The following is a 23,704-nucleotide window of genomic DNA, read 5'->3' as shown; positions in this document are numbered from 1 at the left end:
TCTAAATAAAAATGACACTCGTAAATAATTTAATTATTTACGAATGCCATCCGAAGTTAGAATATGATTTATTGTGGGAGTCTGTTAGATAATTAATTATTTAACAGGCTTTTTAATTTACGCCAACTTCTGTCCAAGCCTTATCAATAGCGTCAGCTTCAGCGCTATTATCACCATAAAGTTTATTTGCGGCTTCTTTTAAAGCTGTTTTAGCATCTGAAAATTCTGAATTTTGCGTCAGATATTGAGTTAATGCAAGGTAGTAAATTTGTTCAGCTTTATCTTTTCCAATTTCATTAATTGTCAGATATGCAGCCTTGTTAGGAATACCACTATTTGTGTGTACACCACCATTATCCTGACTACCTGATTGATATTGATCCATGTGTGCCGGTTGATTATATCTTTCAGGGTCTTTTAAGCTTCTAAGACCATCTCCTTCAGTTCCAGGTGTATATACATCTTCACCCATTAACCAGTCATCTGGATCTACAAAATACCCAAATACATCTGAAAATGATTCATTCAAAGCGCCTGATTGATCTTGATATTTTAAGTTAGACGTACGCTCAGTTACGGCATGTGTTATTTCATGAGCGATGATATCATTGGCTCCTGATAATGCTTTGAAGGTTTGTCCATCACCATCACCGTATATCATATATTGCCCTGTCCACGCAGCATTATTGTAATCTTTATCATAGTGTACGACAGAGTCAATCTTTCCTCCGGCGTTATCATAACTATCACGATGATGTTTATCTAAATAATAGTTATACACTTCATTAGCATAATAATGTGCATCTACGCCAGCCTTGTGTTCTTCCTTGTCGAAATTATTACTATCGTTTGTGATTTCTGAAAAATCATCTGTAATATTATTAGCAGTTTGTGTATGCATTTCTGCATTTTGCGTTGTATCTTTTAATGTGTATTCACCATTATTCTCTGTTAAATTCAATGGTGACTTTTCATCATCGTTCACGCCTGTACCTTTTCCTGTTGCTGAGGCATTTTTGATGACATTTTCTTTATTCAATATTTCTCCAGTGCTAGCATCGACTTGAATTTTCCAATGAGCGGCCTTAGGTGAAATATAGTTTAATTCAACATCGTATACAAGTTTTTGACTGTCGCTGTTAATATCTAATTTGTTTTTATTTACGATATCATAGCCTTTGATATTGTTAACATCTGCCTTGTTTTTTCCTATAGCTTTAAATGCGTTATTTTCAGCATCAACTGCAGAAATTTTCACTTCGTTGTCAACCTTGACAGTTGGTTTATCAATGCTACCGTTTATTAAAGTGACATCACCTTGTTTGTTTACATGAACTTTTAATGCGCTATCTTCAGCAGTTATACCATTGACTTTGGGTTTCAAGGTATAATGAGTGATTCCAGTAGCGTCTTGTTGTTTATCTGTAATTTCATATTGCTCAAATGCATTATCTTGAACATTAGCATTTCCAGATTCTTTAGATTCCTTGATAATCTTTGATACATTATTTTGTAAATATGCTTTTACATCTTGATTATTATGAACTTTTGTATTTATGGGTTTCTTGAGACTTTCTGGTTTGATGCTATTGTTTTCTTGCGCATGTGCTTGTAATGATGTGACAGATATCAGTGAACATGTTACGAGTGTTGTGGTAATCAATTTCTTCATCATGTAATCCTCCTAATTATTAATCTTTTGGCTTTAGAAACAATTGCTTTTCATATAAATATTTATTTACATAAAATATCACACCCTTTTAAATTATTTTGAATTATACGTTCCAAATATTTTTATTTCAATAGTGCACTACAAATAACCTTTTAATTGTTACATTTGTAATAAAATAGTAATGTTAAAAGAGTTTTTTTGATACTATATAAAAAACTTATTATTAAACTGAGCTAATGCTAAAGCAAATTTAATTTAGCGACAGCATATGTTTTTTGTTGAGCAAATGAAATAGAAAGTGTTATGATATGTTAGGAATGTTTAAGACTTGGTACTAAAAACATGGGAGTTTGAATGCGATGAAATTAAAAAAACAAGAACGACGTAATGAAATAAAAAAAGAAATAGAGAAAAATCCTTTTATTACTGACTTAGATTTAAGTGTGTTGTTCTCGGTGAGTATTCAAACGATTAGACTTGATCGTACACATTTAAATATTCCTGAGCTAAGAACACGCATTAAAACTGTTGCAAAAGAAAATTACGAAAGTATTCGCTCTATAGAAGGTAGTGAAATTATTGGGGATGTAATCAATGTACAACCTGATCAAACTGCCACTTCAATTATAAGAATAGACGAAGAATCTGTGTTTACTAGAAATAAAATTGCTAGAGGACATGTATTGTTCGCACAAGCAAACTCCCTGTGTGTGGCACTGATACATAAACCAGTTGTTTTAACAAGAGATAGTAATGTAACATTTATAAAAACAGTAAAATTAAATGAAACGGTACGTGCTGATGCACAAACTATTGAAATTACAGATAAATTTTATACGATAAAAGTGCGATCATATGTAAAAGATACGCTCGTTTTTAAGGGAACTTTCAAAATGTATTATACAAGTGAGGATGAACAAAATGGTTAAATTAGCGATTGATATGATGGGTGGAGATGATGCACCTGGAATCGTTTTGGAAGCTGTTGAAAAAGCGGTTAATGATTTTAAAGATTTAGAAATAATTTTATTTGGAGATTCATCGCAATGTACATTAGAACATGATCGTGTAGAAGTGCGTCACTGTACGGAATCTATCACGATGGATGATGAACCAGTAAGAGCAATTAAACGTAAAAAAGACAGCTCTATGGCGCGTATGGCTGAAGCAGTTAAGTCGGGTGAAGCCGATGGATGTGTTTCTGCTGGTAATACTGGCGCACTGATGTCTGCTGGACTATTCATCGTTGGTCGTATTAAAGGTGTAGAACGACCTGCATTGGTTGTTACGCTACCGACTGTATCAGGTAAAGGTTTTGTATTTATGGATGTAGGTGCTAATGCTGATGCAAAAGCAGAACATTTATTGCAATATGCTCAGTTGGGTAATATTTACGCTCAAAAAATTAGAGGTATTGCTGAACCATCTGTAAGCTTGTTAAATATTGGTACAGAAGCAGCGAAAGGTAATAGTTTAACTAAGAAAGCATACCGTTTAATGGAAGATCAACATGATTTTAACTTTACAGGTAATGTCGAAGCGAAAGGTTTAATGAATGATGTTGCTGATGTTGTAGTCACTGATGGCTATACAGGTAATATGATTCTTAAAAATCTAGAAGGTGTTGCAAAAGCAATGGGTAAAATGTTTAAATCTACACTGTTAAGTAGTTTTAAAAATAAAATGGCAGCACTGATTTTACGCAAAGACTTGAACGGTTTAATGACAAAAATGGATTATGCAGAATATGGTGGTTCAGTATTGTTAGGATTAAATGGTACGGTAGTAAAAGCACATGGCAGTTCAAGTGCAAAAGCATTCTATTCTGCAATTCGTCAGGCAAAAATTGCTGGTGAACAAGAAATTGTGAAAACAATGAAAGAAACGGTGGGTACAGAAAATGAGTAAAACGGCAATTATCTTTCCAGGTCAAGGTTCTCAAAAAGTTGGTATGGCGAATGATTTATACGAACATAATGAAGCAGCGACTACAATTTTAAATCAAGCCCAAAATGCTGTGGATTTTGATATTTTAGAAACGATGTTTACAGATAAAGAAGCAAAGTTAGGCCAAACAGAAAATACGCAACCAGCTTTATTAACGCATAGTTCAGCTTTATTAAACGCCCTTAATGATTTAAATGCAGATTATACTATGGGACATAGTCTGGGGGAATATGTGAGTTTAGTTGCAAGTGGTGTATTGAAATTTGAAGATGCAGTAAAAATTGTAAGAAAACGTGGTCAACTTATGGCAGAAGCCTTTCCAGATGGTGTGGGTAGTATGGCAGCCGTACTTGGACTGGATTATGAAGCGGTTGACGCAATTTGTAAACAGCTTTCTACAGAGAGTGAAATTATTGAACCAGCTAATATCAATTCACCGGGTCAAATTGTTGTATCTGGCCATAAATCATTGATTGATCAGTTAGTTGAAGAAGGGAAATCGCTAGGTGCTAAACGTGTAATGCCATTAGCAGTTTCAGGTCCATTCCATTCATCAATGATGCAAGTTATCAAAGATGATTTTGCAGAGTTTATTGACCAGTTTGAGTGGTCTGATGCTCAATTCCCGGTTGTACAAAATGTGCATGCACAAGGTGAAACAGATGCAAATGTAATTAAAGCGCATATGATTGAACAATTATATTCACCAGTGCAATTTATTGATTCTACAGAGTGGTTAATTGAACAAGGTGTTGATCATTTCATCGAAATTGGTCCTGGTAAAGTACTTTCAGGATTAATTAGAAAAATTAATAAAAATGTAAAAGTTACCTCAATTCAAACATTAGAAGATGTGAAAGGTTGGAATGAAAATGACTAAAAGTGCATTGGTTACAGGTGCTTCAAGAGGAATAGGACGCAGTATTGCTATACAATTAGCGGAAGAAGGCTATAAAGTTGCAGTGAACTATGCTGGAAATAAAGAAAAAGCAGACGCTGTTGTGGAAGAAATCAAAGCTAAAGGCGTTGAAGCTTTTGCAATTCAAGCAAACGTTGCAAATGGTGACGAAGTTAAAGCGATGATTAAAGAAGTCGTTAGCCAATTTGGTTCAGTAGATGTGCTTGTTAATAATGCAGGTATCACACGCGATAATTTATTAATGAGAATGAAAGAACAAGAATGGGACGATGTCATTGATACAAATTTAAAAGGTGTATTTAATTGTATTCAAAAAGTAACACCACAAATGTTAAGACAAAAGAGTGGCTCAATTATTAACTTATCAAGTGTCGTGGGTGCAGTAGGTAATCCTGGACAAGCTAACTATGTTGCTACAAAAGCGGGTGTAATTGGATTGACTAAATCAGCAGCTAGAGAGTTAGCTTCTAGAAATATTACAGTGAATGCTGTAGCACCTGGTTTTATTGTTTCTGATATGACAGATGCTTTAAGTGAGGAACTCAAAGCACAAATGTTAGAACAAATTCCATTAGCTAAATTTGGTGAAGATTCTGATATAGCCAATACTGTAGCGTTTTTAGCTTCAGAGAAAGCAAAATATATTACTGGACAAACGATTCATGTCAATGGCGGCATGTACATGTAAGTTGATTTAGAAAAAATAATCATCGCTACAAGCTTTTAAACAATAGTGGTATGACTGATTATATTTTTTAAGTAAAATGTCATTTTGGATGTCTGACACATGCGTCATGATACGGTATAATTGTCAAATTTAGTAGATTATGTGTATTTCTAGTGTATCAATTGAAATACTACTTGTATTTCAATTGATAAAATGGGAAAATATAAAAGTCTATCAATAGACTTTTAAAGGAGGTGAATCGACGTGGAAAACTTCGACAAAGTAAAAGATATCATCGTTGACCGTTTAGGTGTTGACGCTGAAAAAGTAACTGAAGATGCATCTTTCAAAGATGATTTAGGCGCTGACTCACTTGATATCGCTGAATTAGTTATGGAATTAGAAGATGAATTTGGTACTGAAATTCCTGATGAAGAAGCTGAAAAAATCAACACAGTTGGTGACGCAGTTAAATTTATCAACAGTATTGAAAAATAATAAACAAATATCTGAGTCGTTGTCATTACGGCTCAGATTTTTTGTTTTTTTGATAGAATCAATGAATCTTAACGCATGATTTTTTGTACCTTCGATATTAACTACATCCATGACTTGTCGCTGTTTTACATGCGAAAAACAACAGTTTTTTCTTTAGTTTTGATGTGATTTCACGTAAAATATAAAGGTATACAGAATCCTAGCGCTATTTCTGAGGAGGAACTAGATTGACCAATCAAAAAAAGAAAGAAATGGTACAAACATTCCAAAATAAGTTTGAAAAAAAGATGCAAGAATTAAATTTAGATTTTAACCGAGTAGATTTATATCAACAAGCTTTTTCTCATTCAAGCTTTATCAATGACTTTAATATGAACAGGCTTGACCACAATGAGCGATTAGAATTTTTAGGAGATGCGGTATTAGAATTGACGGTTTCACGCTATTTATTTGATAAATACCCAGAATTGCCTGAAGGTAATTTGACTAAAATGCGTGCAACAATTGTTTGTGAGCCCTCACTTGTAATATTTGCGAATAAAATTCAGCTCAACGATTTAATTTTATTAGGTAAAGGCGAAGAAAAGACAGGTGGTAGAACACGACCTTCACTTGTATCCGATGCGTTTGAAGCATTTGTCGGAGCGTTGTATTTAGACCAAGGATTAGAGGCAGTCTGGCAATTTTCTGAACAAATCATTTTCCCATATGTGGAAGATGATGAATTGGACGGTGTTGTAGACTTTAAGACGCAATTTCAAGAATATGTGCATAGACAAAATAAGGGAGATGTCACATATCGTCTGATAAATGAAGAAGGACCGGCGCACCATCGTCTTTTTACTTCTGAAGTGATTCTAGAAGAAGATGCCGTAGCAGAAGGTAAAGGTAAAACAAAAAAAGAATCTGAACAAAAAGCTGCAGAACGTGCATATAAAATATTGAAAAATAAAAACGCTTAACATTGGATGCGTTTAAACATCATGATTCACTAGATGGAAATATCATAGTTATAAGTATGATTAATGATGACATAGCATTTATATAATTAAAAATTGCGTTTTTAAATATACAGCTAAGATTAAATAATTAAGTTAATCATAATAAGATGGAATAAGTGTTATGAATGGCGAATGAAGTTAAAATGAATTAGCCATTTCATTCCCGTGCTGTAGAACAGTCAGGAATATTTTAAAGGAGAATAGTATGGTTTATTTAAAATCTATAGATGCCTTTGGTTTTAAGTCATTTGCTGAACATACAAATGTCCAATTTGATGAAGGTGTAACAGCAATTGTTGGACCTAATGGTAGCGGTAAAAGTAATATTACTGATGCGATAAAATGGGTGTTAGGTGAACAGTCAGCTAAATCATTACGTGGCGCCAAAATGGAAGATATTATATTTTCAGGCGCCGAGCATAGAAAAGCTCAAAATTATGCAGAAGTAAAATTGAAATTAGAGAATAGTTCTGGAAAGTTACAAGTTGATTCAACTGAAGTAACAGTTACACGTCGTTTGTATCGAAGTGGCGAAAGTGAATATTATTTGAATAATGATAGAGCAAGATTGAAAGATATCATTGATTTATTTTTAGATTCAGGGTTAGGAAAAGAAGCGTTCAGTATTATTTCGCAAGGACGTGTAGACGAAATATTAAATGCTAAGCCTATAGATAGAAGGCAAATATTAGAAGAATCTGCTGGAGTTTTAAAATATAAAAAAAGAAAAGCAACTTCTGTTCAAAAATTGGATCAAACAGAAGATAATTTGTCACGCGTAGAAGATATACTTTATGACTTAGAAGGTCGTGTAGAACCATTACGTGAAGAAGCCGCGATTGCAAAAGAATACAAACACTTATCCAAAGAAATGGAAAAAAGTGACGTCTTAGTAACGGTCCATGATATAAAACAATATAGTGACAATATTAATGAATTAGATGATAATTTAAACCATTTAAAAAGTCAGCAGGCAACAAAGGATGCTGAAAAAGTACAACATACACAATCTTTAAATAAATATAAAGCTGAAAGACAACAATTAGATACACGCATCGAGTCATTAAATTTCGAGTTGGTCAAAGCAACTGAAGAAGTAGAAAAATTCACAGGACAGCTCAATGTATTGGAAGAACGAAAAAGAAATCAATCGGAAACGAATGCACGCTTTGAAGAAGAACAAGAAAGTCTATTAAATCAAGCTGAGAATTTAAATAAAGAGAAGACAGAAGTTCAGTTAGAAATCGATAGATTAAAAGCCCAACAAAAAGAATTAAATGAAAAAGTGCAATATTTAGAATCACAATTGTATGTTACTGATGAACAACATGATGAAAAACTTGAAACCATTAAAGATGAATATTATCAACTTATGTCTGAACAATCAGATGTAAATAATGATATTCGCTTTTTAGAACATACGATACAGGAAAATGAATCAAAACAATCACGTTTAGATTCAAGGTTAGTAGAGGCGTATGAACAATTAAAGCATATTCAATCTGATATTAATGAGGCAGAAAAGCAAAGCACAACAACGAAAAAAGAACTGAAAAACGCAGAACAACAATTGAATGAATACGAACGTAAATTAACACAACTAAAACAACAACGTAGTGAATATGAAGAAAAATTACATCAAGCATATCGTTTTAATGAAAAGTTAAAGTCTCGTATTGATAGTGCGGCAACACAACAAGAAGAATATAGTTACTTTTTTAATGGTGTAAAGCATATTCTGAAAGCTAAAAACAAACAACTTACAGGTATACGAGGGGCAGTTGCTGAAGTTATTCAAGTACCTTCTGATTTAACAAAAGCGATTGAAATAGCTTTAGGCGCCTCTTTACAACATGTAATAGTAGATTCTGAAAAAGATGGCAGACAAGCGATTCAATATCTTAAACAAAATGGATTGGGTAGAGCGACCTTTTTACCTTTAAATGTGATACAACCAAGACATATTGCGAATGATATTTTAAATTCTGCAAAAACGTCCCAAGGATTCATTAATATTGCATCAGAGGCTATCCAAGTCGATTCAGATTATCAGAATGTATTACAAAATTTATTAGGAAACACCATTATTGTCGATGAATTAAAAAATGCAAATGAGTTAGCAAGAAAAATTCGTTATCGCACTAGAATTGTTACGCTCGAGGGCGATATCGTTAACCCAGGTGGATCGATGACTGGTGGTGGTGATCGTAAAACTAAAAGCATATTGGCACAAAAAGATGATCTAGCTAAAATGCGAGCACAACTAGAAGACTATCAACAACAAACCATTGAATTCGAAAAGCAATTTCAAGCAATTAAAGAAGCGTCAGATCAAATTAGTGAAAATTATTTTGAAACAAGTCAACAATATAATTCTGCAAAACAAAGATTACATGATTTTGAATTAGAATTAGACCGTTTGAGAAAAAGTGAAGCACATTTGAAAGATGAACATGAAGAATTTGAATTCGAAAAAAATGATGGTTATCAAAGTGAAACAAGTAAGCAGACGTTAACAGAAAAGAAACAAAGACTTGACCAAATTAAAGCGCAATTACTTAAACTTGAAGAAGACATCAATCTTTACACTAAATTATCAAAAGAAGGTAAAGCAAGCACCACTCAAACCCAACAACAATTACATCAAAAACAGTCAGATTTAGCTGTCGTAAAAGAACGTTTAAATGCCCAAAAACAATCTCTTACAAAAATCACTAAACAATTGGAAAGTGTAGAGAAGCAACAAGAAAAATTGGATGAGCAAATTAAATTATTTAACTCAGATGAAATGACTGGGGAAAAAGCATTTGAAACGATTCAAAGTCATATTGAACAAAGTAAGGTTACTAAAGAAAAACTTACTGTTGATATAGAAGACGTTAAATCGCGCAGACTAGAATTGAATGATACAATTGAAGAGACAGATCAAAAACTTCAAGAGGCTAACCAAGATATATTATCTATTGAAAATCGCTATCAAGATATCAAGGCAGAACAGTCACGTTTGGATGTGTTAATCAATCATGCGATTGACCATTTGAGCGATGATTATCATTTAACTTATGAACGTGCAAGTGAATTATATGAATTAGATGAAGCGATTGATGTATTACGTAAAAAAGTAAAATTAACAAAAATGTCAATAGAAGAACTAGGGCCTGTTAATTTGAATGCAATTGAGCAATTTGAAGAAATTAATACGCGCTATACGTTTTTAGATGAACAACGTGCTGATTTAAGAGCAGCTAAATTAACTTTAGAACAATTGATTGATGAAATGGATCAAGAAGTAAAAGATCGTTTTAAAGAAACGTTCCATGCAGTACAAGGCCACTTTGCTGATGTGTTTAAATCTCTTTTTGGTGGCGGACAAGCAGAACTACGCCTTACTGATGATGATTATTTATCAGCGGGTGTGGATATTATTGTGCAACCACCTGGTAAAAAACTACAGCACTTATCGTTATTAAGTGGTGGGGAAAGAGCACTAAGTGCTATCGCATTATTATTTGCCATACTTAAAGTACGCTCAGCACCATTTGTAATTTTAGATGAAGTTGAAGCCGCTTTAGATGAAGCTAATGTAATACGTTACGCGCAATACTTAAAAGAATTATCAGATCAGACTCAATTTATAGTTATTACACATCGTAAAGGCACAATGGAATTTTCAGATAGATTATATGGTGTGACGATGCAAGAATCTGGCGTATCTAAATTAGTGAGTGTTAATTTAAATACAATTGATGAAGTCATTAAGGAGGAACAAGTATGAGCTTTTTCAAACGGTTAAAAGATAAATTTGCTTCTTCATCAGAAGCGGAAAATAAGCAAGAAGATTTAGAGCAATTACCTGAATTAGAACAACAAGATACGGATCAAACGAAAGAAGACGAACCAAAGAAAAAACCTAAAAAATTAAAAGAAGCCGATTTTGATGATGATGGTCTAATTTCTATAGAGGATTTTGAAGAGATAGAGGCACAACAATTAGGTGCGAAATTTAGAGCAGGTTTAGAAAAATCAAGAGAAAATTTCCAAGCACAACTAAACAACTTAATCGCACGTTACCGTAAAGTAGATGAAGAATTCTTTGAAGCATTAGAAGAAATGTTAATTACTGCAGATGTTGGTTTTAATACAGTTATGCAGTTAGTTGAAGAATTAAGAGAAGAAGCACAAAAACGTAATATATCCGAAACAGAAGATTTACGTGAGGTTATCGTAGAAAAAATTGTTGAAATATACCATCAAGATGATGAACACTCAGAAGTCATGAATATAGAAAACGAAGGTCTGAATGTTATTTTAATGGTTGGTGTAAATGGCGTAGGTAAAACAACTACAATTGGTAAGTTGGCTCATCGTTACCAAGCTGAAGGTAAAAAAGTTATGCTTGCTGCAGGTGACACTTTCAGAGCAGGCGCAATCCAACAGTTAAAAGTATGGGGAGAACGCGTTGGCGTTGATGTTATGAGTCAAAATGAAGGTTCAGATCCTGCTGCTGTGATGTACGATGCAATTAATGCAGCGAAAAGTAAAGGCATTGATATTTTAATTTGTGATACAGCGGGTCGTCTACAAAACAAATCTAATCTGATGAATGAATTAGAAAAAGTAAAACGTGTTATCAGCCGTGCAGTACCTGAAGCACCACATGAAGTACTGTTATGTTTAGACGCAACAACTGGACAAAATGCCTTATCACAAGCTAAATCGTTTAAAGAAGTGACTAATGTAACAGGGATTGTGTTAACTAAACTAGATGGAACTGCTAAAGGTGGTATTGTATTAGCGATACGTAATGAATTGCACATACCAGTTAAATATGTTGGCTTAGGTGAAAAATTAGATGACTTGCAACCATTCAATCCTGAAAGTTATGTATATGGTCTGTTTGCTGATATGATAGAGCAAAATGTAGAAGAAGTCGATGATGTAACTGATGAACAATCGAACGAAATTGAAGGTCAATCTGATGAGTCAAAATGATTTAATAAAAACAATTCGTATGAATTACTTGTTTGATTTTTATCAAGCCTTGCTCACTAAGAAGCAAAGAAATTATTTAGAATTATTTTACCTGCAAGACTATTCATTGAGTGAGATAGCTAATACATTTGATGTGAGTCGCCAAGCAGTGTATGATAACATAAGAAGAACTGGCGATTTAGTGGAAGATTATGAGGAAAAATTGGGATTATATCGAAATTTTGAACAAAGACAGAACTTATATGAACAAATAAAACAACATATTAATGATCCAGAACAAATAAAAAAATATATTCAAGCACTTGAAGATTTAGATTAATTAGAGAACAAAAAGGAGGGTATTTGATATGGCATTTGAAGGATTATCCGATCGTTTACAAGGAACGATGCAAAAAATCCGTGGTAAAGGTAAAGTGACAGAAGCAGACATTAAGCTAATGATGCGTGAAGTTAGACTCGCATTATTAGAAGCCGATGTTAACTTTAAAGTTGTAAAGGATTTTGTCAAAACTGTATCAGATAGAGCTTTAGGTTCAGATGTTATGAAATCATTAACACCTGGACAACAAGTGATTAAAATTGTTCAAGAAGAACTTACCCAATTAATGGGTGGGGAAAATTCAACAATTACGATGGCAAATAAACCACCTACTGTTGTGATGATGGTTGGTTTACAAGGTGCCGGAAAAACAACAACTGCAGGTAAACTCGCATTATTAATGCGTAAAAAATACAATAAAAAACCTATGCTGGTAGCTGCTGATATTTATCGTCCGGCTGCAATAGATCAATTGCAAACAGTTGGTAAACAGATTGATATACCAGTTTATAGCGAAGGTGACCAAGTCAAACCGCAGCAAATTGTAGAAAATGCAATTAAGCATGCTAAAGAAGAACATTTAGACTTTGTTATTATTGATACAGCAGGTCGTTTACACGTTGATGAAGCATTAATGCAAGAGTTAAGTGATGTTAAAGAAATCACAAAACCTCATGAAATCATGCTTGTCGTGGATGCAATGACAGGTCAAGATGCAGTTAATGTTGCACAATCCTTTGATGAACAATTAGAGGTATCTGGTGTAACGCTAACTAAACTCGATGGTGATACGCGCGGTGGTGCTGCGTTATCCATTAGATCCGTAACTCAAAAACCAATTAAATTTGTTGGTATGAGTGAAAAATTAGACGGTTTAGAACCATTCCACCCTGAACGTATGGCATCTCGCATTCTCGGTATGGGTGACGTACTAAGTCTAATAGAAAAAGCACAACAAGATGTAGATGAAGACAAAGCAAAAGATTTAGAAAAGAAAATGCGCACGTCTTCCTTCACTTTAGATGACTTTTTAGAACAACTTGATCAAGTGAAAAATCTTGGTCCTTTAGATGATATTATGAAAATGATACCGGGTATGAACAAGATGAAAGGTATCGATAAACTTAATATGAATGAAAAGCAAATCGATCATATTAAAGCAATTATACAATCCATGACACCAAGTGAACGTAACGATCCAGATACTTTAAATGTATCTCGAAAAAAACGTATCGCTAAAGGCTCAGGACGTTCAGTTCAAGAAGTTAACAGATTGATGAAACAATTCAATGATATGAAGAAAATGATGAAACAATTTTCCGGTGGCGGCAAAGGTAAAAAAGGAAAACGTAAACAGATGGAAAATATGATGAATGGTATGAATTTACCGTTTTAAAATGTGTTTCTTAAATTGAGTAATAATTAAAAAGTAGTAATCCACAGCAGAGTCGTGGATTACTACTTTTTTTGTGCTATATCCAATCTATAAACTAATAGAAAGCGTACGATGTTGAATCACTATTAAATTCCAATATTTTCTCTAAATGTTGTACCTTCGTATTCAGTACGATACAATCCACGTTTTTGTAATTCAGGCACAACATCATCGACAAAATCTTCTAAACTATTTGGAAATTCTGGAGGCATTAAGTTAAAACCATCCGCAACACCCGCGTCAAACCAGCGTTCCATTTCATCTACAATATCCTTTGGTGTTCCGATGAGTGTTAAATGCCCACCTCCAGCACTTAAATAACCTAATAACTCACGTAATGTTGGATTTTTATCTTTAATGATTTCTAGCACAGTTTGATAGCGTCCTTTAGGTCCTTTAAAAGATTCGACAGGTGATAATGGTGGTACCGGTTCATCCAAATCCCAGCTATGGCAATTTTGACGAATAAAAAAGGCTAATTGATTTAAAGCGGTATCAACTTCTAAAGATTCATCGAGTTTTTGTTTTTTTGCATAAGCTTCTTCATAAGTTTGTCCGACATATGTAACTAATCCAGGAAATACTTTCAAACTATCTATGGGCTTACCTTCTTGTATCAATTTTTGATTTAATTTGTTCTTGAAAGCGCTAGCTTGATTGAAATTCCAAGCAACAGCATAAACTGCATCAGCATATTTAGTTGCTAATGCGATACCAGGATCGGAGGCGCCCGCTTGCATTGCAATGGGTTTCTCTTGAGGGCTACTTGGGGTTGTTAAAGGTCCACGGACATTGAAATGTTCTCCTTCATGATTAATAGCGTTGATTGCTGATGGATTGATTAACTTATTATCTTCTTTATCGTGTAAAAAGTCATCCACTGACCATGATTCGAGTAAACGATTCATCACTTGTGCAAATTCATCTGCTTTTTTATAGCGTTCCTCGTGTTCAGGTAAATGGTCCATACTATGATTAGCAGCTTCCATATCAGTCATTGACGTTACTAAATTCCAACCAGCACGACCTTGACTCATATGGTCTAGACTGAGTAGTTGTCTAGCAGCTGTGAATGGATTGGAGAATGTACTAGATATCGTAGCAACTAGGCCCACATGTTGTGTAACTTGTGATATTGCTGCTAAATTAACGAGGGGATCAAACCAAAATGCAGGCATATCACTTTTCGAACTAGCTGGAAAAGATTGATTGTCAGCAAAAAATATGGCATCAAATAAGCCTTGTTCTGCAGTTCTTGCTAATGATTGATAATAAGTAATATCACCAATACGCTCAATGCTTGAATGTGGCATACGCCATGCAGCCTGATGATGGCCACAAGCATAGATAAGTACACCGATGTTTAAATGTTGTGCTTGTGTCATTGAATGACTCAGTCCTCCTTATTAGTTCATTGTTAAGCCACCGTCGACTGTAAAATTTTGACCTGTGATGCCATTTGCTTCATCTGATAAGAGATATGCAACCATATTAGCAACATCTTGTGGTGCGGTTACCTTTTTTATTGGAGTGGTTTGAGCAATTAAATCGAATACTTCAGTAGTGGTACTTGCACTTGCATCCGTTGTCTTTAATAAGCCGCCAGAAACGACATTAGACGTGATACCATATTGACCTAATTCTGCAGCTAAATTGCGTGAAAAACCAATCAAACCAGCTTTAGCTGTTGTATATTCATGATAAGGGACGACAGGATTTTGAAATAAATTTGTACCAATTGAAATGATATGGCCATTTTGTCTTTCGATGAATTGAGGTATAACACTTTGACACAAATTAAAAGCAGCTTTCAATGTACCATCAATTTGTTGTTGATAATCCTCCCATGTAAGGTCAACAAATGCTTGTTGTTGAACAGGGTCAAATTTAAAGCCAACAAGTGCATTATTGACTATAGCATCTATGTGACCAAAATATTGCGTAGCTTTCTCAACTAACGCGTCTATTTCATTGCGTTTTGTAACATCTGCTTGGATAGCGATTGATTGATGAGTTCCAATTTCATCTACAAGTTGTTGTGCAGCTTGTCTGCTGTTGTGATAGTTTATGACAACGTTATGTCCTTGTTGCGCTAATGTGTTCACGATTGTCGCACCTAATCCTCGACTGCTACCAGTTACAATTACAGTTTTTTTCATTTTATACACTCCTTATTTTCTATAAAAAAATACACAACGCTCCTGAAAGAAGGTTGTGTATAATGAATATAGACATATGTATCAAAGTACTTCAAAATATTGAAATATGCTAGACTTCACACTTTCCTCCGCTAGTTTAAACTAGATCAGGTTCAAAGGGTTTGAGTCAGACTCATCTCAGTTAGAAACACCCCTAGTGCATTTGTTATGTAATTTAAGTTAAATGTATATTTTTTAGTGAATTATGTCAAGTTAAGGGTGATTAAGGAGATGTGGCTTCCCAAGAATTAAAGTAGAAAAAGAATTTTGCGTAATAATGAAATTGGTAAAGAAGAAACTCTTTACAAATTATTGAATTACTGTTATTATTATTTCTTGTAGAAAATAAAAACTATGAAAACAAAAGGAGCGAATATAAATGGCAGTTAAATTACGTTTAACACGTTTAGGTTCAAAAAGAAATCCATTCTATCGTATCGTAGCAGCTGATGCTCGTGCACCACGTGACGGTCGTAATATCGAACAAATCGGTACTTACAACCCAAACAATGTGAATGCAGCTGAAGTTAAAATCGACGAAGAATTAGCACTTAAATGGTTAAAAAATGGTGCGAAACCAACTGATACAGTTCATAATATCTTATCAAGAGAAGGCATCTTGAAGAAATTTGACGATCAAAAATAGGATTTCGACAAATAAACAAATATATGATTTGTAAGGGTACCTTGAAGGGTACTCTTTTTTTATAGACATTATCGATAATAATATAAGCAAGTTGATATTTTAAAAATGTCATTACATGAATATTGTATTTGTGTCACTGCGTATAACTTCACATGTTATAATAATAAGACAAATCATAGCATACATAATCAATTTTAATAGATAAATAATAGTGGAGGCACGTATATGAAGGTAGAGATAGGTAAAATTGTTAATACACATGGTATTAAAGGAGAAATAAAAGTAAAATCAAATTCAGATTTTACAGAAACACGCTTTCAGCCTGGGGAGCTTGTAATTATTGAACGTAAAAATAAAGAGCCATTAGAATTCACAATTGCTTCTTATCGTATGCATAAAGGTCTTCATATGTTGACATTTGAAGGCATTAATAATATTAATGATATTGAATATTTAAAAGGTGAAACCATTATGCAAGAACGAGATCATGAAGAAATAGAACTCGGTGAACATGAATTTTATTATTCAGATATCATTGGTTGCACTGTATTTGATGACGATGATACACCAATTGGACGCGTTACAGAAATTTTCGAAACAGGCGCAAATGACGTGTGGGTAGTTAAAGGTGACAAAGAGTACTTGATTCCATATATCGCTGATGTTGTTAAGGATATTGATGTAGAGGGTAGACGTATTCAAATTACACCAATGGAAGGATTGTTGGATTAATGAAGATTGATTTTCTAACTTTATTTCCAGAAATGTTTAATGGTGTTTTAAACCAATCCATTTTAAAGCGTGCACAAGATAAAAATATGTTAACAGTCAATACAGTTGATTTTAGACATTTTGCAGAAAATAAACATAATCAAGTGGATGATTATCCTTTTGGTGGTGGTCAAGGCATGGTATTAAAGCCTGAACCCATTTTTAATGCAATGGAAAGTATTGAAAAAACAGATGACACAAGAGTGATTTTAATGTGTCCGCAAGGCAAACCATTTACACAAGCGATAGCAAATGAACTAAGCCAATCAGAACATGTAGTGTTTATTTGTGGTCATTACGAAGGCTATGACGAAAGAATACGTGAACACTTAGTTACAGACGAGATTTCTATGGGAGACTATGTATTAACGGGAGGCGAATTACCTGCAATGGTGATGACAGACGCCATAGTGAGATTATTACCAGGTGTTTTAGGTAACCAACAATCTCATGAAGATGATTCATTCCAAGATGGCTTATTAGAATTCCCACAATATACAAGACCACGAGAATATAAAGGGATGAGTGTACCGGATGTATTACTTTCAGGTAATCATGCTCATATTGATCGATGGCGACATGAACAAAAAATTCTACGTACATTTGTAAAACGACCAGATTTATTAGAACGGTATCCAATGACAGTTGAAGAAAAAGATATTGTAGAAAGATACAAAAAGCAATTGAAAAAAGACTAGCAATGTGCTAACATATTTTAAGTGTGCGACACACGAAAAATCACTATGATCCGCTGCTATATTTTGTCGAGGCAAGAACATAGGTTGAAGGAGAGAAAAAATAATGAGTAATCACAAATTAATCGAAGCAGTAACTCAATCGCAATTACGCACAGATTTACCTTCATTCCGTCCAGGTGACACTTTAAAAGTGCACGTACGTATTATTGAAGGTACACGTGAACGTATCCAAGTATTCGAAGGTGTAGTAATCAAACGCCGTGGTGGAGGTATTTCAGAAACTTTCACTGTTCGTAAGATTTCTTCAGGTGTAGGTGTGGAACGTACTTTCCCATTACACACACCAAAAATCGAAAAAATCGAAGTTCCACGTCGTGGTAAAGTTCGTCGTGCTAAATTATACTACCTACGTGAATTACGTGGTAAAGCTGCTAGAATTAAAGAAATTCGTTAATCAGCATATTAAGCATATAAAAAGCGGTTCTCATTATGAGAATCGCTTTTTTTATTTAAATATATAGCCCACGACGATTAGTAAATGGCAAAGTCGTGGGCTTTTAATATGACCAAATAGGGACTAAAAAAATATGTCCTTAAATTTCTCTTTTTGAAGATTTTGAAATGCGCTTTGTAAAAATAATATTTGAGATGATACCTATCACCGTCAAAATAATTAATGTTTTATGGTAAGGTGGTGCATATTTGAGTTTGATTATTTCTTGTCCTTTATCAACAGGAATGACAGTCATTATACCATTACCTTGCTTTACAGTGACTTTTTTATCTCCTTCATAGGCTTGCATCCCATCTCTATACGCCATTGGCAAGACTAAGTAGCCTGCATCATTTTTATGCTTATGAATCGTATAGCCATTACGTTGTTGTGTGACTTTAACAGCGTCTAATGAACTAGATGCATGGCGCAAGGTATGATAATCTTCGCCATATATGCCTTTAACATTCACTCGATACTTACCTTTAGACAATTTAAGATTAAGTTTTTCGTTTGCTTTAACCCTCATTGTGACTGGTGTTACAAAACGTCTATATTTATAAGATAACTCATTACGATGTTGATTGTATTCGTTAATACCAACGTCATGTTCCTTATCTGGAGAAAGTAATTCAACATCCATTTCAACGTACATATCTTTATATTTATTAGCAATAGACGAAGGCAATTGGTAACTTATACCACCATTGTCTTTTTCTATAATCAGTTGATGATTATCTAATCTATGTGCATCTTTTAGTGTTGCAGAAGTATCGGATAATAAGTTTTTATTCGGCTTGAACGATTGATTGGCTTCTGTATTATTGTCAAAAACGACACCTTGTAGCATGGCTTGTTCTTTATCTAAGGGTGATTTTAAATCATTCGCATTATAAACCTTATTAGTAATGTGTGCACTTGGATAATGGATTTGATTAACTGAATGTATAAATGATTCTTTTTTAGAATGATGAACTATATCTTTCTGTGTAAATCCATAGGGCATATTTAAATCATCAGGCCGACGAATACGGTCCTCTACATGCCATAAAGCCATTAAGTTGGCGCGATTAGATAATAAACGATACGTGCTGTTTTTATCTGTATGCATATTGATTTGTAGTGTTTTATCATAATATTTTAAAATATCGCCATCGAAAATACTTGAATATAAAGCAATGCCATTAAAATGGTAAATCATTGGTGAATTTAATCCATATTGAGACATATAATCGATACGATGTAATGGATCATCTTGCTGGTGGTTGATTGCATTTATTTTTTTGGCTAAAGCTGGGCTATGATAATCAGAGTCCTGTATGGCTTGTTTTGTAGATTCATATCTTTTCACATTATTATAGTAATCATTAGATAATATGAATGCTTGTTGAATTACAAATAAAACTATTATGGATACCTTAAACCAATGATTTTGTAATAAGTTTTTCTTAAATAATAATAAAGCGATAAATACCATAAGTATGAAACAAATAATCATCCATGACATTTTTTGATCTGTAACGATAATATTCATGACTAGCATGATGATACATACTGGAATGCAGGTTAAGATATAGGGTTTCAGAGTTAATTCCGATAGGTGCTGGATAAATAGGGCGATTAAGCCAGCAGACATGATTGCAAATATGTATACCCATCTACGTTCTGGAGTTGAAAATCCATTGAATATGCTATCGAAATGTGGTGTAAGTGACCCAATCAACATGATCCACGTAGCAATTGCAAATAATCTATAATAATAATGTTTGTATAGTTTAAAAGATAATAAAGCGACCACAGTTATTATAGACACTGTAATATAAAAACCATTTGTGAAAAAATGCTTTTGACGTGCGAAATCAGTGAACAGTGGAATTTTAAAATACGGGTTACTAACTCGATCGTTATTGAAAAATGAAGTAACGCCCGTATAAAAGCCCCAGATGCCTATTAAAGTACTTAAAATAACTGCAATAGGAATCAAAATAAGTTGTTGTTTCCGAGAAACCAAATCAGTTGGATGTGGAAAGATAAACCTATAAGCGACGTATGCTAGGAGGACAATCGCTTCGTAATAACTAAAATAAAAATTTGAAAATAAGGTTAGTGCAATGGCGAATATGAATAAACCAATTTTCTTTTCTTTATAAAATCGTTCAACACCTAGTAATGATAAAGGAAGGAAAATAAGTAAATCACCGTAATACGACCAAGTGAAATTAAAATAAATCACAGTCGTTGATGAAGCATAAAGCATTGCAGCAAGCAACGTAGCATAATTTTTAAATTTTAAATATCTAAAAAAGTAAAATGAAATGACAAACGTGACAACACCTTTGACAAAAGCAACAATAATTTGATTGCTTGCCCAATAACTTATTTGGTTAGGATGACTATTAAATAAAATCTCTGAAAACCAAACAAAAATGAAGTTAATCCATGTTAAAGGTGAGGTCGAATAATAATATGATAAGTCTTTAACATAATCGCCACCTAGCCCAAATGAGTGATCATAAAATTGTTTGAATTGGCTAAAGTGTTCATAAAGGTACATTTGAAAGGGCATCATTTGTCTAAAACCGTCACCTGATCCACTAAATACATTACCTTGCGTTATATATCGATAGATGTACGGTGTAAATGTTAATAGTGCAACTAAAATGCCCATTGCTATAATACAAAATAATCTTGAAACTTTGTGAGACCAAAGTTTACGAAACATGGTTATACCTCATCTCCGACAAACTCCTTTTAAATTATGAATTTATTTGTTTTTATATCTCTTTCTCATAAACCATGATAGCGATCCTATAATGAAAATAATTGAAATAGCAGTAACCGTATACCAATATTTTGGACGATATTTGATTATGATTTCTTTGCTATCTTTTGAAACTGGCACGCCAGTCATCATATAATTCACATTTAATGGTTTAATTTTTTTGTTGTCGACATATGCAGTCATGCCTTCACGATACGGTATATTAATCGTAGCGATTCCTTTTTCGTGAGGACCTAACTTAACCTTCACGCCATTTTTAATATCTGTATAATGTCCATCGTTATTTTGCTTTGCATATGCTGATTTTAAATGATTGTAGTTTTCACCATGCAAACTTTGAATATCTAGATAGTAATTACCTGTTGGGCTTAGCCCAACATTTATATTACCATTTTTATCAGGTTGTGTTCTATAAAGTTGTGTATCCACACCTGTTCGATAAGTCGAATTGTTGTACAAGCGGTTATTTGTATAGTTATTTATTTGGACTGAAAAATTACTATCTGGTAGACCACGTTTGACTTTAATCGTTAAATAAAAGTCATGATAACGTTGTCTTAAATGTTTAGGTATATGAATTTGTACATGGCTATCGTTTTTAGAAGCATGTATTTGATGATTGCGTTTGTTATCTATATCTTTGTACGTGATACGAGTTTGATTTAATAAATTTGGTGCCTTTGCCGTATAAGATGCACCTTTATTATTTAAAATAACGCCATCCATCATTGCATGTTCTTTATCAATAGGGTTATGTAAATCATTTGAATTATACTTTTTATTAGAAACACGTACAGATGGTAAATTTAAAGTGTTTTCATAAATTTCATATTGACCATCGTTTTTAATCTTTTTGAAGTATGCAGGAATATTATGTTGATAGCGCTTGACCATTAGATATTTAATAGAAAATAAACTGCTCATATTTTGACGCCCATTGGTTGATTGATATCTACTCACTGATTCTTCTTGCATATTGATTTTTAGCTCATCATAGTAAAAATCTAATATGTTATGATCAAATATACTAGAATAGATACTGAGTCCTTTAAATTGTTGATACATCGGCGTATTGTCTTGTTCATTGACACGCCAATCTATGCGCTCATCTTCAAGTTTATGTGTATTCATATCTTTAACTAATTGCTGTTGTAATGGTGTGTTAAAAAGGCTTGCATTCACAAAATAAGCATTAGCACGTTTGACATGGTCTTCAAAATAAATTTGATTTCGTATAAATACAGTAGAAACTAAGACTGTTAAAATCATTATTGATAAAACAAATAAATGTGTAAGTTTAAGTTTGATATGAGATTCATTGATTAATAGAATTAAAAAGCCAATTAAACTCACTATGGGTGCGAACCAAACCCATGCTACAACATCATCATAATACCATGCACTTAAGCCAATAATACTTAATGAGATAACGGATGAAAAAATATAGTTTGGTATAGAAATTGTCCGAAAATATTTTACATATAAGCCAATTAAAACTGCAGAATTAAATGCTATTAAATAATGCCAACGTTTTTGTGGCGCTGAAAAGCCATTAAATATCTGATCGATAAAAGGAACAAAACTAGCACAAATTAATATAAGCGTAGAAATTGCAAATAATTTGAAATAATAATGTTTGTATAATTTGAATGATAATAACGCCTGACCAGTGATAAATAATATTACGATTAAATAATTATCATAAAAAACATTGGTATTTTGATTGAATGGCTCAAATAAATCTACATTACCGTCAAAAGGTGTGCGTCTATTATTAAAGAAACTTTGAATTGCTGGGAAAAAGAATGGAAGACTACATCCTAATCCAATAACTGATGCAATAAATAAAGACATGAAAGACTTGAACCTAGGAATGATATCAGCTTGATGTCTAAACACTAGTCTGATAGTTAAATAAATTAATCCAGTTAATAATTGATAATATGCAAAATAAAAATTATTGATTAATGTAATGGCTACTATAATGATAAAGAAACCAATCTTCCCACTTTTTAAAAAACGTTCGATTGACCAAAATAACAACGGTAACCAAATAAAAACATCACTGAAAAATGGCCAATATACTGTGAACCTGAAATAGATTGGTGAAATTACAAAAATGAACGCAGCTAGAACGGCAATTTTTTTATTTAAAGCTATATAAAGGACATATAGATAAGTCGCAAGCATTGCAATCGCAGATTTAAAAATAGAAACAATGAGTGCATTGGTCATCCAAAACATAATATGAGTAGTATCCAGTGTTATAAACGTCTTTAATAAAACAATTACAATCACATTTATGATAAAAATAATATTTGTGGAGAAGTAATAGCTTAAGTCACTAAAAAAATCACCACCGAGTCCAAAATCTGAAGCATAAAAGAAATTACCATGATGCCAGTTATCAAATAGATACATTTGTATCGGCACCATTTGTTCCATACCATCATTAGGACCCGTGAATAAAACACCATCATGAATAAATCTATATATGATGTAACTATGGCCAACGACTGCCAATGTTACGAATAAACAAAGATATAATAATTTTTGTTTCATAGGCAATCTCCTATTTATTTGTTTAATATAATTCTATTGTATCTACATTTTTAGTATTTAGATAAAAATAACTATTATTATTTAGAAAAATTTTAATTTTGAAT

Annotated in this window: 19 protein-coding genes and 1 riboswitch; of the genes, 14 read left to right on the top strand and 5 right to left on the bottom strand. The window is 33.2% G+C overall.

From position 1 onward, the window contains the following. Positions 1-112: 112 nt before the first annotated feature. Entirely contained in the window at positions 113-1,675 is a 1,563-nt protein-coding gene (locus tag ACP7BT_RS03125) for a M4 family metallopeptidase (RefSeq protein WP_041080434.1), read from the bottom strand. Positions 1,676-2,031: 356 nt separating this feature from the next. Here ACP7BT_RS03125 and fapR point away from each other — a divergent pair, with 356 nt between their 5' ends. The 10 genes from fapR to ffh all read left to right on the top strand — a co-directional run bounded on the left by fapR (position 2,032) and on the right by ffh (position 13,411). Further along, positions 2,032-2,601: a transcription factor FapR gene (fapR, locus tag ACP7BT_RS03120; protein ID WP_002483496.1), complete on the top strand. Its 570-nt coding sequence runs from the start codon at positions 2,032-2,034 to the stop codon at positions 2,599-2,601. Beyond that, the gene (gene plsX / locus ACP7BT_RS03115) at positions 2,594-3,580 is read left to right on the top strand and encodes a phosphate acyltransferase PlsX (protein ID WP_002483495.1); all 987 of its coding nucleotides are present in this window, start codon (positions 2,594-2,596) and stop codon (positions 3,578-3,580) included. The genes fapR and plsX overlap by 8 nt, the downstream gene beginning before the upstream one ends. Further along, positions 3,573-4,499, top strand: a complete 927-nt coding sequence (fabD, locus tag ACP7BT_RS03110; protein WP_041080436.1) for an ACP S-malonyltransferase — start codon at positions 3,573-3,575, stop codon at positions 4,497-4,499. The genes plsX and fabD overlap by 8 nt, the downstream gene beginning before the upstream one ends. Continuing rightward, positions 4,492-5,226, top strand: a complete 735-nt coding sequence (gene fabG, locus ACP7BT_RS03105; RefSeq protein WP_002483493.1) for a 3-oxoacyl-[acyl-carrier-protein] reductase — start codon at positions 4,492-4,494, stop codon at positions 5,224-5,226. The genes fabD and fabG overlap by 8 nt, the downstream gene beginning before the upstream one ends. Positions 5,227-5,469: 243 nt before the next feature. Further along, the gene (locus ACP7BT_RS03100) at positions 5,470-5,703 is read left to right on the top strand and encodes an acyl carrier protein (RefSeq protein ID WP_002483492.1); all 234 of its coding nucleotides are present in this window, start codon (positions 5,470-5,472) and stop codon (positions 5,701-5,703) included. A gap of 227 nt (positions 5,704-5,930) precedes the next feature. Further along, positions 5,931-6,665 carry a ribonuclease III gene (rnc, locus tag ACP7BT_RS03095; protein WP_011303283.1) on the top strand — a complete coding sequence of 245 codons (735 nt, stop codon included), beginning with the start codon at positions 5,931-5,933 and terminating at the stop codon, positions 6,663-6,665. A gap of 244 nt (positions 6,666-6,909) precedes the next feature. After that, positions 6,910-10,479, top strand: a complete 3,570-nt coding sequence (smc, locus tag ACP7BT_RS03090) for a chromosome segregation protein SMC (protein ID WP_041080439.1) — start codon at positions 6,910-6,912, stop codon at positions 10,477-10,479. Beyond that, positions 10,476-11,696: a signal recognition particle-docking protein FtsY gene (gene ftsY, locus ACP7BT_RS03085; protein WP_002483489.1), complete on the top strand. Its 1,221-nt coding sequence runs from the start codon at positions 10,476-10,478 to the stop codon at positions 11,694-11,696. The genes smc and ftsY overlap by 4 nt, the downstream gene beginning before the upstream one ends. After that, complete coding sequence (locus tag ACP7BT_RS03080) at positions 11,683-12,015, top strand: putative DNA-binding protein (RefSeq protein WP_011303280.1); 333 nt, start codon at positions 11,683-11,685, stop codon at positions 12,013-12,015. The genes ftsY and ACP7BT_RS03080 overlap by 14 nt, the downstream gene beginning before the upstream one ends. 28 nt (positions 12,016-12,043) lie before the next feature. Beyond that, complete coding sequence (gene ffh, locus ACP7BT_RS03075; protein ID WP_041080441.1) at positions 12,044-13,411, top strand: signal recognition particle protein; 1,368 nt, start codon at positions 12,044-12,046, stop codon at positions 13,409-13,411. A gap of 125 nt (positions 13,412-13,536) precedes the next feature. Here ffh and ACP7BT_RS03070 read toward each other — a convergent pair whose 3' ends face one another. Together ACP7BT_RS03070 and ACP7BT_RS03065 are read right to left on the bottom strand one after the other, a co-directional pair. Then, positions 13,537-14,835: an LLM class flavin-dependent oxidoreductase gene (locus ACP7BT_RS03070; RefSeq protein ID WP_041080442.1), complete on the bottom strand. Its 1,299-nt coding sequence runs from the start codon at positions 14,833-14,835 to the stop codon at positions 13,537-13,539. Between the two features lie 21 nt (positions 14,836-14,856). Continuing rightward, positions 14,857-15,609, bottom strand: coding sequence for a 3-oxoacyl-ACP reductase (locus ACP7BT_RS03065; RefSeq protein ID WP_041080443.1), 753 nt, complete (start codon positions 15,607-15,609; stop codon positions 14,857-14,859). A 106-nt stretch (positions 15,610-15,715) separates the two neighbouring features. Continuing rightward, positions 15,716-15,814: riboswitch (TPP riboswitch) on the bottom strand. A 213-nt stretch (positions 15,815-16,027) separates the two neighbouring features. On the opposite strand from ACP7BT_RS03065, the gene rpsP reads away from it, so the two are divergent. From rpsP to rplS, 4 genes are all read left to right on the top strand, one after another. Then, complete coding sequence (gene rpsP, locus ACP7BT_RS03060) at positions 16,028-16,294, top strand: 30S ribosomal protein S16 (RefSeq protein ID WP_002483484.1); 267 nt, start codon at positions 16,028-16,030, stop codon at positions 16,292-16,294. A 225-nt stretch (positions 16,295-16,519) separates the two neighbouring features. After that, on the top strand, positions 16,520-17,026 hold the full coding sequence (rimM, locus tag ACP7BT_RS03055; RefSeq protein ID WP_002483483.1) for a ribosome maturation factor RimM: 507 nt from the start codon (positions 16,520-16,522) through the stop codon (positions 17,024-17,026). Then, positions 17,026-17,763, top strand: coding sequence for a tRNA (guanosine(37)-N1)-methyltransferase TrmD (gene trmD / locus ACP7BT_RS03050; protein WP_002483482.1), 738 nt, complete (start codon positions 17,026-17,028; stop codon positions 17,761-17,763). Before rimM ends, trmD begins: the two co-directional genes overlap by 1 nt. A 103-nt stretch (positions 17,764-17,866) precedes the next feature. After that, positions 17,867-18,217, top strand: coding sequence for a 50S ribosomal protein L19 (gene rplS / locus ACP7BT_RS03045; protein WP_002483481.1), 351 nt, complete (start codon positions 17,867-17,869; stop codon positions 18,215-18,217). Between the two features lie 139 nt (positions 18,218-18,356). Here rplS and ACP7BT_RS03040 read toward each other — a convergent pair whose 3' ends face one another. Then, positions 18,357-20,978: a YfhO family protein gene (locus ACP7BT_RS03040; protein ID WP_041080444.1), complete on the bottom strand. Its 2,622-nt coding sequence runs from the start codon at positions 20,976-20,978 to the stop codon at positions 18,357-18,359. 42 nt (positions 20,979-21,020) lie between these two features. Further along, positions 21,021-23,600 carry a YfhO family protein gene (locus ACP7BT_RS03035; protein ID WP_041080445.1) on the bottom strand — a complete coding sequence of 860 codons (2,580 nt, stop codon included), beginning with the start codon at positions 23,598-23,600 and terminating at the stop codon, positions 21,021-21,023. Between the last annotated feature and the right edge of the window lie 104 nt (positions 23,601-23,704).

The sequence above is a fragment of the Staphylococcus sp. Y174-1 genome (assembly GCF_049897865.1).
In the GTDB taxonomy this organism is placed as follows: Bacteria; Bacillota; Bacilli; order Staphylococcales; family Staphylococcaceae; genus Staphylococcus; species Staphylococcus saprophyticus.
Note: the sequence above shows the minus strand (reverse complement) of the source record. Positions and strands in the feature narration are given on the sequence as shown.